This is a genomic window from Sporomusaceae bacterium (assembly GCA_031460455.1).
In the GTDB taxonomy this organism is placed as follows: Bacteria; Bacillota; Negativicutes; order Sporomusales; family UBA7701; genus Anaeroselena.
The window spans coordinates 1-12986 of record JAVKTQ010000005.1; the positions used below are offsets into that span (position 1 = coordinate 1).

The 12986-nt window shown below is 61.9% G+C and carries 11 protein-coding genes; 7 read left to right on the plus strand and 4 right to left on the minus strand.

Translation table 11 applies throughout. The features are described 5' to 3' along the window. Positions 1–123: 123 nt before the first annotated feature. Both RIN56_09245 and RIN56_09250 read right to left on the minus strand, forming a co-directional pair. A complete protein-coding gene (locus RIN56_09245; protein MDR7866995.1) occupies positions 124–1644 on the minus strand; it encodes a CHAD domain-containing protein in 1521 nt (506 codons plus the stop codon). A gap of 12 nt (positions 1645–1656) precedes the next feature. Beyond that, positions 1657–2148 carry a histidine phosphatase family protein gene (locus RIN56_09250; protein ID MDR7866996.1) on the minus strand — a complete coding sequence of 164 codons (492 nt, stop codon included), beginning with the start codon at positions 2146–2148 and terminating at the stop codon, positions 1657–1659. A 186-nt stretch (positions 2149–2334) separates the two neighbouring features. On the opposite strand from RIN56_09250, the gene RIN56_09255 reads away from it, so the two are divergent. Further along, the gene (locus tag RIN56_09255; GenBank protein MDR7866997.1) at positions 2335–3102 is read left to right on the plus strand and encodes a DUF3794 domain-containing protein; all 768 of its coding nucleotides are present in this window, start codon (positions 2335–2337) and stop codon (positions 3100–3102) included. 165 nt (positions 3103–3267) lie between these two features. Further along, the gene (locus tag RIN56_09260; protein MDR7866998.1) at positions 3268–5766 is read left to right on the plus strand and encodes a diguanylate cyclase; all 2499 of its coding nucleotides are present in this window, start codon (positions 3268–3270) and stop codon (positions 5764–5766) included. Between the two features lie 46 nt (positions 5767–5812). Here the strand turns inward: RIN56_09260 and RIN56_09265 are convergent, their stop codons facing one another. Continuing rightward, positions 5813–6715: a LysR substrate-binding domain-containing protein gene (locus tag RIN56_09265; GenBank protein ID MDR7866999.1), complete on the minus strand. Its 903-nt coding sequence runs from the start codon at positions 6713–6715 to the stop codon at positions 5813–5815. 119 nt (positions 6716–6834) lie between these two features. On the opposite strand from RIN56_09265, the gene RIN56_09270 reads away from it, so the two are divergent. From RIN56_09270 to RIN56_09285, 4 genes are all read left to right on the plus strand, one after another. Further along, on the plus strand, positions 6835–7815 hold the full coding sequence (locus tag RIN56_09270) for an NAD(P)-dependent oxidoreductase (GenBank protein MDR7867000.1): 981 nt from the start codon (positions 6835–6837) through the stop codon (positions 7813–7815). A gap of 174 nt (positions 7816–7989) precedes the next feature. Continuing rightward, the gene (locus RIN56_09275) at positions 7990–8424 is read left to right on the plus strand and encodes a hypothetical protein (protein ID MDR7867001.1); all 435 of its coding nucleotides are present in this window, start codon (positions 7990–7992) and stop codon (positions 8422–8424) included. 72 nt (positions 8425–8496) lie between these two features. Then, a complete protein-coding gene (locus RIN56_09280) occupies positions 8497–10026 on the plus strand; it encodes a sensor domain-containing diguanylate cyclase (GenBank protein MDR7867002.1) in 1530 nt (509 codons plus the stop codon). Between the two features lie 116 nt (positions 10027–10142). Next, positions 10143–11093 carry a bile acid:sodium symporter gene (locus tag RIN56_09285; GenBank protein MDR7867003.1) on the plus strand — a complete coding sequence of 317 codons (951 nt, stop codon included), beginning with the start codon at positions 10143–10145 and terminating at the stop codon, positions 11091–11093. 32 nt (positions 11094–11125) lie between these two features. On the opposite strand, the gene RIN56_09290 is transcribed toward RIN56_09285, so the two are convergent. After that, the gene (locus RIN56_09290; GenBank protein MDR7867004.1) at positions 11126–11416 is read right to left on the minus strand and encodes a DUF5665 domain-containing protein; all 291 of its coding nucleotides are present in this window, start codon (positions 11414–11416) and stop codon (positions 11126–11128) included. A 284-nt stretch (positions 11417–11700) separates the two neighbouring features. On the opposite strand from RIN56_09290, the gene RIN56_09295 reads away from it, so the two are divergent. Next, on the plus strand, positions 11701–12813 hold the full coding sequence (locus RIN56_09295; GenBank protein ID MDR7867005.1) for an HD-GYP domain-containing protein: 1113 nt from the start codon (positions 11701–11703) through the stop codon (positions 12811–12813). Positions 12814–12986: the final 173 nt, after the last annotated feature.

The window sequence follows — 12986 nt, forward strand, 5'->3', positions numbered from 1 at the left end:
TACCGAAATGTTTTCCCATGAAAGAGCCTCCTGTCGTAGTCATCCTACAACAGGAGGCTCTTTTGCTCAATGTCCATTTTTCGGGGTTCAGTCCATAAGCCGGTTCTTTTCATATCTGTCCTGCTATTCCTTTTGCCAGCGCTTCGCCGCCCGCCGGAACCGCTTCCAGGCGGCCGCAAACTCCCCGCCCGCCTCAACGTTCAGCCGCGTCATCCAGCCCATCAGCATCCCCGCGTCGCGGTGGACGATCCGGCTGGCGTGTTCGCTCATCCAGCGGCCCATCGCCGCGTCGACCAGCACGGCGTCGTGCACCTGTCCCAGGCAGTCCTGCAGCCGCCGCAGCCGGGCGACGAGCAGCCTCGTGCGCCGGTCATTAAAAGGCAGGCTCTCCAGCACATAACGGAGCTTTTTCCCCTCAATCCGCAGCCGGTGGAGGGCAGCCGTGTCCGCCAGGCCGATATCCTTGCCCGCCATCCGCATCTCCTCCAGCCAGCCGCCCAGGCGCGAAACGGCGAAATCCTCCAGCGTCAGATCGCTCGCCCGCAGCGACCTCTCATCGGCCAGCCATGCCCAGAAAGCCAGCAGCGTACCTGTCACGCGTCCCTGTCCCAGATTGGCATTGAGCTCCGCCAGCAGCTTATCCCGCTCGGTCGCCAGCAGCATCTCCAGCCAGGGCGGCGGGGCGAGCGCAGCGCGCGCGGCGAGCATCTCCCGCCACGCATCGCCGATCACGTCGGCCTCACGCAGATCGTGGGTCGCCCTGCTCAAGGCGCGCAGCTCGGATTGCCACGCCTCGTATTCCGCCGGGTCGGCCAGCGGCTTTGCGAACGCGGCCAGCGAACGCAGGCGGCGCAGCTCGACGCGCAGCAGGTGCAGCGCCTCGGCGTTCTTATCGTTGGCCGCGAAAAACGCGTAGGCGGTCAAAACCGTATGGATCTGACCGGCGACAAGGCTCCTCACAGCCGGCACGACAGCGTCCTCCGGATCGAGCGGCGGCGTCGCCACCGGCCCGAAGCCTTCGTCAAGGCCGGCCAGCACCAGAGCGCGGTAATACTTGCTGCGCGGCTCCACCGCCAACGGGAGCTGGCGGGCGAGCTCCGCGCCCAGCGCGAGCACCGCCGCCGCCGCCCCATCCTTCAGCTCCAGCTCCACCTCGGCAATCGCCTCTTCCCGGCCGCCGGCCAGGATCGTTCCCCGGTCGGCAGCCACCTCGATGCGGCTGTCGCCCACGGCCACATCTGCCCGCCGCCGGTCGAAAACAGTGCTGAACCGCGGCGTCAAAGGCGCACCGCCGCCTGCCGCCGTCAAAAGCGGGCCGGCCTCGGTCGCGCGGAAATAATCGTAACTGGGCTCCGGCCCGTCGACAGTCACGTTCCATTCCCGCCGCTCATGCAAACCGCCGGCGGACGACCCGTCCGCCTTCACCGTCGCCACCCACCGGTCGCCCTCCAGGCGGATGCGATAAGCCAGACCGGCCTCCTGCAAGTCGCCCTCCGCCGTATCGAAATACCATGACTCCAAGTGTTCGTCCTCGGGAGGCGTCAGCAGCAGCGCCGCCACGGCCGGGGCCGCGAAAACCCCTGCCCAGGCCTCGGGCGCCAGCAAGCGCAGCTTCAGTTCCACCTCGGTATCCAAACCTGGCATGGCCTATACCCCCTAATCCTTATTGTCGCCCAGCGACGACAAAACCTTCGGCCCGGCGAACCACCGCAGCGTGCCTGTGGCAAAATCGGGCGCAGCGAGCGTAAACCCGGCCGCCGCGCACTTCTTGAACGGCAGCGTCACATCGGCCAACTGCCGCGCCCAGATACCCAGATAAGGTTCATGGCCCACGACGATCACCGTCCGCTCCTCGGCCGCGCCGGCCCACTCGGCGATGAGGCTCTCCAAACTGCCGGCGTAAATGGCCGCATGCTCCTTCACCATAGCCGCGCCTAGATAATCGGCGATAATATCGGCCGTCTGACGCGCCCGTAGCGCCGGACTCGTCCAAATTTCGACCCGCCCCCCGGCAGGCAGCAGCCGCTCAAGCCCCATGGCCACCGCCAAAGCGCGTTTGCGTCCCTTCGGCACCAGCTCGCGCCGCTCGTCGGGAAGAGCGGCCGAATCCTCCTCGGCCTTCGCGTGTCTAAGCAAAACCAGCTCCATAGCCTGCCTCCGTCCTATATTCACCGGCAAGCGCCGGCAGCGAATAATATCAATAAACATATTATAGCATGATACCCGCGCGACAATAAACAAGCCGCACAAATGCGCCGGCGGCAGGCCGGTCTCTCACGCCGCCCCCCTTCGCCTCATATAATAATCTGAACACCGAAAAAGGGGGGGGAAACCGTGAACTACTTATATAAACCCAAACCCGTCCTCGGCAAGTGCGTGCTGGGCGCGCAGGCCGGGCCGCAAAGCATCGTCGTCCGGCAACTGGTCGGCGAGGGAGAAACCCAGTGCACGCTCGACATCTGCGTCCGTGTTCCGCGCCGGAAACCGGCGATCGAACAAGTCATCGACGTATTCATCAAAAAACTGTGCATACACGACGTCGACATTATTCACAACAAAGTCATCGTCTGCGGCGACTTCGAAATCAAGGCCATCTATGTAGCCTGTCTGCCCGACCAGCCCGTCCACGCCGTGGAAGTGCGCCGCGTCAGATTCACCGCCGACGTCCCCATCTGGGGCGCTATGTGCGGCATGGACGCCGATGCCAGCGTCATGGTCGAGTACGTCGACTACGACTGCCCGCATCACCACCACCATCACCGCGGCAAATACCATTACGGCAAAGGCATGACCCACGACCACTGCGACGACGACAACTGCGGTCACGGCCATCACGACCACTGCGACGACGACAACTGCGGTCACGGCCATCACGACCACTGCGACGACGACAACTGCGGGTATGACGACCACTGGGACCATGACCACGGCCACCCGTGGTGCAAGCCGAAATGCGCCCCGAGCGACCATCATGACGACAAAGGGTTCCGGCACTTCAACGTCGCCGTCGTCCTCAGGGTCGTCGCCAAGGTCATGACCGACCGCGAAATAATAATCTACCCAGGGCAATATCCCGGCCTGCCGGTAAAGCCGAAAGGATAAGGCGTACACAGGAGGGCCCCGCTTGGCGAGGGGCCCTTCAGACCGTCCATAAGCCCGCAGCAGTTAATACGATTGACTATTCCCGCAGGCCCCCCGACGTGATAAAATAAGCCTTGTGAGACATATTGCGACAATATTTGCGCAGAAGGGCACGGGGGCGAAAAAGTGATATTCAGCATCAGGGCTCAGATGATTGCCGCTTTCGTTGCGCTCATTGTTCTCCCCATAATCGTTCTCGGCGTGCTGTCCTATCAGAAAACCGAAGACATCCTCCTCGACAAAGCCAAAGACCACAGCCTGGAGGCAATGGAGAACGCCAGAGTCTTCTTCATCGAAAACTTCCTCTCCGACGTCGGGACAGCTATCGACACCTTCGCCCTCAACCTCGAAAGCGGCCAGGCACATTCCCTGTCCAACCCCGGTTCGCTCACGGCCGAATGGGACCAGTTCAGGCGTTTACACCACAGTCTGCCGGCTGTCTTCATCGGCACCGCCGACGGTCGCTTCATCGTCTCGTCCAACACCTTGCCGGCCGATGATTTCGATCCCCGCAAGCGCCCCTGGTACATAAAAGCGGTGGACAACCCCGGACACACCGTATGGAGCGGCGTCTACCTCGATGCCATCACCTTCAAGCCGATCATCAGCGCCGCGCGGACGGTAACGGTCGACGGACACGTTGCCGGCGTGCTCGGCGTCGACATCTCCCTGCAATCACTGGCCAACGTCGTCAACAAGATCTATTTCGAACAGGGCGGCTACGCCATCCTTGTCGACCAGGGCGGCCTCGTAATGTCCCATCCCAATCCGGCTGCGCTGGGGACCACCGTAACCGATGAATTCTGGTTCTGGGAAATAAAAAACAAGCCCAAAGGGGTCATCCTTCGTCCCCACGAGAACGGCAACGCCTTCGTCAGCTACATCACCATCCCCCAGACGGGGTGGAAGCTCGTCGGCTTCATTCCCCAGGATAACATCCGCAAAGAACTGGCGCCGATAAAAGACAGGACGGTAGGCGTGGGGGCGGCGGCGGTCTTTCTCGCCCTCCTCATCGGCGTAACCGTCGCCAGCGGCATCGCCTCCAGAATGCGCGGCCTTGTGGGGGCGATGGCCAGGGTGCAAAAAGGCGACTTCTCCGCCCGCTGGCACGATTCCTCCGCCGCGGAATTCGCCGAAATCAGCGACCGGTTCACCGCCATGGTAACCACACTCGAAAAACTCATCAGGCAGGAACAGGCCTCGCAGCACGAACTCGCCCTCCAGAAGGAGTACTTCGAGCAGCTGTTCGAAAACTCCCCGGAGAGCATCGCCATCATCGATGCCGCCGACCGGATCGTGAGAGTCAACCAAAACTTCGTCCGCCTGTTCGGCTACACCTTCGCCGAGGCCCAAGGCAGCTACATCAACGATCTCGTCGTACCGGACGAACTGCGCGAAGAAGGGATCGAAATCAGTAGCAGCGTGCTCAACAACAGAGTAGTCGAGAAGGAGACCGTCCGCAGACGCAAGGACGGGCAATTGTTCGACATCTTCGTCCTCGGCTACCCGATCGTCGTAATGGGCAAACAGGTGGGCGGCTACATAATCTACCGGGACATCTCCGAGCGCAAGGAATCGGAACGGCGGCTCACCTACGCCAGCACCCACGACCTCCTCACCGACATGTACAACCGCCGGTACTTCGAGCAGGAAATGCAGCGTCTCGACACAGGGGATTACCCGACGGCCGGCATCATCATCAGCGATATCGACGGCCTCAAACTCGTCAACGACACCCTGGGGCACGCCGTGGGCGACGACCTGCTCCTGCAGGCGGCCCGCATCATCAAGGACAAAGTGCCCGACAACGCCGTCCTCTGCCGGATCGGCGGCGACGAATTCGCCGTACTTCTCCCCGCCACCGACGAAGCCAGCCTGCAGGACATTGTCGACGGCATAATGGCCGCCATCGCCGCCGACAACATCAACAGCCGGGAGTACGTGCTCAGCGTCTCGCTGGGGTACGCCATCCGCGGGCCCGCCCGCGGCAGCATGGACGAAGCTTATCGCGAAGCGGACAGCAGCATGTACCGGGAAAAACTTCACCGCAGCAGCAGCGCCCGCAGCGCCCTCGTCAAAACCCTAACCGAAGCGCTGCACGCCCGCGACTTCATCACCGAGGGCCACGCCGACCGCCTGCAGGAACACGTCGAAAACCTCGCCAGAGTTGTCGGCATCCCCGAGCGGCGGATCGGCGACCTGCGCCTGCTGGCCCAATTCCACGACATCGGCAAAGTCGGCATCCCCGACAACATCCTCTTCAAGCCCGGGCGCCTGAGTGAAGCCGAAACAAAAATCATGCGCCGCCACAGCGAGATCGGCTATCGCATCGCAGTCGCCTCGCCCGACTTCCACCACATCGCCGACTGGATCCTCAAACACCACGAGTGGTGGAACGGCGGCGGCTACCCGCTCGGCCTCAGGGGCGAAGAAATACCCGTCGAATGCCGCATCCTCCTCATCGCCGACGCCTTCGACGCCATGACCCAGGACCGCCCCTACCGCCAGGCGATCTCGACCCAAGAAGCGCTGCGGGAAATCGCCGCCGGCAAAGGCGCCATGTTCGACCCCGTCCTCGCGGAAAAATTCATCGGCCTTTTCACTCCTAAGCAGGACGGGAAATAACCCGCAAACAAGAAAAAACCGGGGCCAAACCCCCGGTTTTCGCTTTTCATATTCCCGCCGGCTCCAGGCCGAGAAACTCCGCCGTGAACGTCAGCCACTGGCGGGCGGCGAACGACAGATAACGGTCGCGGCGGCGGATCACCGCCAGCTCCAGGCATAACGGCGGACCGGCCAGCGGCACGGAAACGATCGCCGCCGGATCAAGCCCGTCGCAGATCGAACCCGGCAGCAAAGCGATCCCGAGGTTGGCGGCCACCATCCCGGTCATGAACTCCCGCTGCGAGGTCTGGCAGATCACCCGCGGCGCAAAGCCCGCCTGGCCGCAACGCTGGCGGATATGGTCGTGGAGACTGAAATCCTCGCGGTACAGCACGAAAGACTCGTCCGCCAGCGCCGTAAAATCGACGGCCGGTTGGCCTGCCAGGCGGTGGCTCGGATGGACGATCACCCGCAGCGGGTCGCGGATGCAAGAATACACGGCCAGCAGGGCGGTCTTCGCCGGCGGCGTGCAGACCACCCCCGTATCCAGCGTGCCGTCAAGCACCGCCTCCTCGATCTTCTTCGACCCGTATTCGTACAGCTCGATCCCGATACTCGGATACGCCCGGTTGAACTCCCCCAGCGCGCGGGGGAAAACGGTCGAAGCGGCGATCGGCGGCATGCCGATCCGCAGCCGTCCTTTGCGCAGGCTGGTCACGTTATCGAGCTCCACCGTCAGGTTCTGGAAAAGACCGACAATCTGCTGGGCCTGTTCCAAGAGCGCCTGACCGGCGTCGGTCAGCTCCACCTGCTTGGTGTTGCGGTGAAACAGCGTAACCGACAGATCCTCCTCCAGCGACTTGATCATCTTGCTGATCGACGGCTGGGTGACATGGAGCCTGGCGGCGGCTTTACTAAAGCTGCCCTGCCTGACGACCTCGAGAAAATATTCGAGATGACGTATATCCATAACCTCGCCTCCTTACCCTTCTATTGTATTATAAATTAAGCGCATAGAAAACATTCGGAATATGAATTTTACCTATAGGAGAAAATACGATAAGATAGACCCGCAAGGAGGGATAAAATATGCAGCAAAAAGTATTCATCTCCGGAAAAGTTCCTCGTGTGGCCTACGACATGCTCGCCGCCGAGTTTCAAGTCACCATGCACGACAGCCTTACGCTCCTCACCAGGGAAGAAATCATCGCCGGCCTCGCCGGCTGCGACGCCCTGCTGCCGCTCCTGTCCGACGGCATCGACGCCGCCGTCATCAACTCCAACCCCAACCTCAAAATCATCGCCAACTACGGGGCCGGCTTCAACAACATCGACCTCGCCGCCGCCACCGCCCGCAGCATCCCCGTCACCAACACCCCGGCCGTCTCCACCGCCGCCACCGCCGACCTCACCTGGGGCCTCATCATCGCCATCGCCCGCCGCATCGTCGAAGGCGACAAAAACACCCGCGCCGGCAAATTTACCGGCTGGGCGCCCCTCTACCACCTCGGCGTCGAAGTCAGCGGCAAAACGCTCGGCGTCGTCGGCCTGGGCAACATCGGCAAAGCCGTCGTCAAACGCGCCAAAGGCTTCGACATGCGCGTCGTCTACCACTCTCGCACCAGGCTCAGCCCGGCCCAGGAAGCCGAACTCGGCGTCGAGTACCTGCCCCTTGAGGACGTCATCCGCGCCGCCGACTTCCTCACCTTCCACGTGAGCTACGACCCATCCATGCGTCATATGATCGGCGCTCCCCAACTGGCCGCCATGAAGAGCACCGCCTACATCATCAACGCCGCCCGCGGGCCGCTCATCGACGAACAAGCCCTCCTCGCAGCGCTGCGCGCAGGCGCCATCGCCGGCGCCGCCCTCGACGTCTACGAATTCGAGCCCCAAATTACCCCCGGCCTCGAAGAACTCGACAACGTCATCCTCTGCCCCCACCTCGGCAACGCCACCGTCGAAACGCGCGACGCCATGGCAGCTCTCGCGGCCCAAAACATCATCGCCGTCCTCAAGGGGGGCAAGCCGCTCACCTGCGTCAACCCGCAGATATACGCCGGTCGTTGATAAGGCGCCACCTGCGGCGTTGCTCCCGTTCCCCAGGCCGCCTACAAGCCCTTTCGCGGGCATTGTCGGCGGCTCCGTCATTTTCGCCGCGGGAAAAAGCCGCCGGCGGGAGGGAGTCACGCCGCGCGCGGCGAATATAACCCCAAAACCTGGTTTCCACGGAAGGACAATAGCATGGCTAAAAAAACGCTCTGGCAGCTGGCCATCGTACTGACCCTCGTCACCACCGCTTTCCTCCTCGTCCAGGCCGGTTTCTTCGCCGTGCAGGGCCCGCCGCCAGCGCCGCCCGCCGCCACGCCGGCCGCCGTCCCGCCAGCGCAGCCTGTCGCCGAAAGCCCGTCGCCCGCCCCGGCCGCCAACCGGAGCGGCCAGATGAAGCTGGCGGACAAACCCGAAGCTTTCACGCCCGCACCGGCCGCCGCCGTCGAATACTCCTACACGCTCAAAAAGCAGAGCAACGAGCGCGTAATCCTGCCTGGAGTCACGATCATGTCCGGCGCCAAAGGAGTCAGCATAAAAACCGCCGACAAAGATGAGACCGTCCAGATCAAACGCGACGACACCTATCCGACCAGCGCCTATCAGGTTATGTGGCACAAGAAATACTAACCGGCGAATACCGCCGGTTTTTGCCGTCTGCGTCCGGCGGCGGCCGATGCCTTCAGAGCGGAGATGTTGTGTATGAACGACGACCAAAAACAAACCAACCGCGCCCCGATCGACCTCGCGCGGTTCATCAAGGGCCTCAGCATGGCCATCGCAACAGGCGCCAAAACGCGGGACGCCCTCGACCTTCTCGTCCAGGAAGCCCAGGCGGCAGTCGGCTGCGACCATCTTTTCCTAAGCCGCTACGAAGCCGCCACCGAGACATTCCGGGCGGTCGCCTGGCGCAGCAATGTCGACCCCGGTGACGTATCGCTCGAAAAAAAATTTATGGGCAGCAGCTACCTTAGCGGCCAGCCCATCGCCGTTCACGACCTTTCCCAGTACAACTACCGCCTGCGTCCCGGCGTTGCCCGCCTCGGCCTGCTGTCCCTGGTCGGCGTCCCCATCGTCACCGCCCAGGGCGTAATCGGCGTACTTGAAGCCTTCGCCGACCAGCCCGACCATTTTTCCGACCTCGACGCCGACCTGCTGGCGCTGTTTGCCCGACAGGCGGCGGCCATCATCGAGCGCGCCGACTGCGAGCGGGAGGCAAAATACCGCATCGCCGAGAACGACTTCCTCATCGAAGCCCTCAAACTTGAACAGGCTTCGCTCGGCAGCCTGTTCTACAAAGTCGGCGAAACCTTCGCCTCCGTCTTGGGCGTCGACGGCATCGCCGTATTCGGCGTCGAGCCCGCGCTCCCCGACAGCCAGCTCCAGGAAGTCATGGCCCGCGGCTTCACCATGGCCGACATCGGTCGCCTCAAGACCCTCTACGGCAAAGAACAGCTGCAGAAGCTGCTGCCCAACCCCGAAGACGGGCACAAAGGCCTGATCGTCAAGCAGACCTTCCGCCAGGGCGGCGCCGGCGCCGCAAAACTGCTCTACACCGTGCCGATCGCCTACCGGGAAAACCTGCAGGGCCTGATCGTATTCTACTGGCGGCAGATCGACAAATCCGCCGACCCGGCCGCCCTGGAAAAATTCATCGAACGGACCGTCGGCCACGTCACAATGCTCCTCGGCCGCAAAGACATCTACGCCAACATCCAGCGGATAAGCTTCTACGACCTGCTCACCGGCCTGTCCAACCGGCGGATGTTCGATTACGTCCTCGACCGCGAAATCAAAAAAATGCGGCGCACCGCCAAACCCCTCAGCCTGCTCATGATCGACGTCGACTTCTTCAAAGCGATCAACGACCTTCACGGGCACCCGGCGGGCGACGCCGTGCTAGAGCAGCTCGGCGCCATCATCAAAGAAAGCTTCCGCAATGTCGACCTGGCCGCCCGCTACGGCGGCGAGGAATTCGCCGTCATTCTCCCCGACACCGACCGCGTCCAGGCGGTATCCGTCGCCGAGCGTCTGCGCCTCAGGGTATCGGAACGTCAATTCCAGATCGGCAAAGGCTGCATCAACGTCACGGTCAGCATCGGCGGCGCCACCATGCAGAGCCGCGACAGAGCCGGCGAAGGCATTGGCGAACGTCTCCTCGCCTCCGCCGACAAGGCCCTCTACCAGGCCAAGCAGATGGGTCGCGACATCACCATCTTCATTAACGACTGAGCGGGCGGCTGGAATACATTCACAACGGCAAAATCCGCTCCCCGTACATACTATAACCTTAGAACATGCACGCCGCGGCCGTCGGGCCGACAATAGCGCAAAAGGAAAACTGCCACATGAACTTTTACAAACTCAACGCCTGGCTGGGAAAAAAAATGTACCTGGGAGTGCTCGGGGCGCTCCTGATCGGCTTCAACTCGACCGTCGCCGACTCGCCCACGCTCCGCCTGGCCCTCATCGCCCTGTTCGGCTACGCCACCTTCGTCACCGCGCTGGAAACCAGCCTCATGCAGTTCGGCAAAGTGCTCAGCAAACCGTGGGTCCCCCTGTGGACCCTCTGCCTCGCCCACCTGGTCTCGCCGCTGATGGCCTGGCTGATGGGCTACACCTTCTATCCCGACGACATCAGCGTCCGCACCGGTTATCTCGTCGCCGCCTCAGTGCCTGTCGGCGTGACCTCCGTCATCTGGACCTCCATCGCCAAGGGCAACGTGCCGGTAGCGCTCGTCACCCTGGCTTTAGACACCGTGCTTGTGCCCTTTTTCCTGCCCGCCTTCTTCCTCGTCACCGTCGGCCAGGCCATCCACATCGACTACAAAGAAATGGCGTTGCAGCTTCTGTGGATGATAACCATCCCCAGCCTCGTCGGCATGGCCCTCCACGACCTCCTCAAAGAAAAAGCCGTCGCGTTCGCCAAAGGCATCGGCGGCATTACCGCCAAATCGACCTTCTACGGAGTCATCTTCCTCAACGCCGCCCTCGTCGCGCCCGCAGTAAACTGGAGCCCGGCGATGCTGAAAATGGTCCTCATCACCTTCGCCATCGTCGTCGCCAGCTATTTTCTCGGCTATCTCGGCTCCTTCGCCGTCAAGGGGCGGCCCAGCGACATCACCGTCGCCATGGTCTACAGCATCGGCATACGCAACATCAGCTCCGGGCTCGTGCTTGCCATAGCCCATTTCCCGCCAGCCGTCGCCGTGCCCATAACCCTCTTCATACTCTTCCAGCAGCCCCTCGCCTCGCTCGTGCCGCCGATCTTCAACCGCCTGGCCAAACCCAAACAATAAAAGGCGCCCTTCCAGGCGCCTTTTTTCTTAAACTATTTTCGCAGTTCGATCAGGCGGATGATATCCACCAGATAATCGCTGATCAGCGGGATATTTATCAGGATAAGCCGCCTCAGCACCTCGATCACGACCGCGAAAACGACCGTCGTCCCGATCGCGAACCCCAGGCCGCGGGCGATGCCGGCGATAAAATTAGTCACCACCAGCCGGCGCGGCTTTTCCAGCAGTTCCAGGTAATCGGCGATCCGCATCGCCTCCAGGCGTTCGACCAGCCGCCGCAGATGCTCGGCGGACGGCTCCTTCTCCGGGCCGTGACTGCTCATGCTTCCCTCCGTCGGTGCCCGCCGGGGCTTTTTCATAAAATGTATTCGTCGCCCGGGACCGTTATTCCTTCGCAACGGCCGGCTCCAGCAGGCGGGGAGGAAGCGAGGCGCACTCCCGGGGGCATGGGGAAGGGACTTTCTTCCCGGTTTTTTAGGACCTAAGTCCCTGGCAGTTTGTTGGCAAAAGTAATAAAATTTTCTTATAGTCTCATTTATCGCCGTCCGCACGGGTCGCAGCCCGGTATCGCCTGCCGCACCCGTACTCAAGCAGATAGGGGTGCAGTATGCAGCGCGTATCACTCGCCGTCTTACAGCCCGGCATGACCGTCGCCAGTAACGTGCGCGGCGCCGACGGCCGGCTGCTCGTCAGAAACGGTATGGTCCTAACCGACGCCAGCATCAGAAAACTCAACAACCTGGGCATCGGCTCGATCTACATACAGAACCCGCTTTTCGAAGCTATCGACGTTCCCGAACTCGTGCGCGAGGATACAAGGGTCAAGCTCATCCAGGAGCTCCAGACAGCCTTCGCCGACTACCAGAAAAGCGGCGAACTCGACACCCTGGCCCTGCGCAGCGAAGTAAAAAATACGGTAGCGGAGATCATCGGCAACCGCGAATCCATGATCCACACCTTCGACCTGCGCACCTATCAGGACTACGTCTACGCCCACTCGGTCAACGTCGCCATAATCTCCGTCCTTATCGCCCTCAACCTCGACTACAACGAAGCAAAACTCATCGACCTCGCCCTCGGCGCCCTCCTCCACGACATCGGCATGCTCACCGTTCCCAAGGAAGTCATCCTCAAAGTCGGCAACCTCACCTCCACCGAATCCGCAGCCATGCAGAGGCACGCCAACGCAGGCTTCGAAATAGTCCGCAAACGGCGGGAGATATCTACCCTCGCCGCCCACGTCGCCTTCCAGCATCACGAACGCTTTGACGGCACCGGCTACCCGCGCCGTCTCAAAGGCGAAGAAATCCACGAATACGCCCGTATCGTCGCCGTCGCCGACATCTTCGACGCCCTCATCGCCGACCGTCCCTACCGCAAAGGCATGCTGCCCCACGAAGCCTACGAAATAATGATGACCCTTGGCGACAGATACATCGACAAAACCATCCTCGACATCTTCCTCGCCAACGTCGCCATCTATCCCATCGGCACCGTCGTTCAGCTCAGCGGCGGCGAAACCGCGGTCGTCGCCCGCGTTCAGCCCAGGCTCCAGGCCCGGCCGGTCGTCAAAATAATCCTCGACGCCGCCGGCGCGGTCGTCGAAAACAGTGCGGATTTCGACCTCACCGTAAACCTGACCGCCTTCATAACCAAAGTATACAAAGAACACGAACTCTTCGAACTGCGCGCCTTCGCCGCCAGCCTCCCGCACGGGTGAGGGCGGGGGATGGCATCACGAAACCAAGCACGGCGAAAACGTCGTGCTTTTTTTGTGGGAGTACTCCCGGCGGAGGCGCAGCATCCCGGCGCGCTCACCGCAACCTTACCCCGGTAAATTACTTGACTAAGTCAAATAAATATGATATTTTGGTGGCAAAAGACACGTGAAGG

Bases quoted from the DNA above. Each gene is read 5' to 3' on its own strand.
- RIN56_09250 (MDR7866996.1), bottom strand. From the start codon at position 2,148: ATGGAGCTGGTTTTGCTTAGACACGCGAAGGCCGAGGAGGATTCGGCC.
- RIN56_09270 (MDR7867000.1), top strand. From the start codon at position 6,835: ATGCAGCAAAAAGTATTCATCTCCGGAAAAGTTCCTCGTGTGGCCTAC.
- RIN56_09275 (MDR7867001.1), top strand. From the start codon at position 7,990: ATGGCTAAAAAAACGCTCTGGCAGCTGGCCATCGTACTGACCCTCGTC.
- RIN56_09265 (MDR7866999.1), bottom strand. From the start codon at position 6,715: ATGGATATACGTCATCTCGAATATTTTCTCGAGGTCGTCAGGCAGGGC.
- RIN56_09285 (MDR7867003.1), top strand. From the start codon at position 10,143: ATGAACTTTTACAAACTCAACGCCTGGCTGGGAAAAAAAATGTACCTG.
- RIN56_09245 (MDR7866995.1), bottom strand. From the start codon at position 1,644: ATGCCAGGTTTGGATACCGAGGTGGAACTGAAGCTGCGCTTGCTGGCG.
- RIN56_09280 (MDR7867002.1), top strand. From the start codon at position 8,497: ATGAACGACGACCAAAAACAAACCAACCGCGCCCCGATCGACCTCGCG.
- RIN56_09295 (MDR7867005.1), top strand. From the start codon at position 11,701: ATGCAGCGCGTATCACTCGCCGTCTTACAGCCCGGCATGACCGTCGCC.
- RIN56_09290 (MDR7867004.1), bottom strand. From the start codon at position 11,416: ATGAGCAGTCACGGCCCGGAGAAGGAGCCGTCCGCCGAGCATCTGCGG.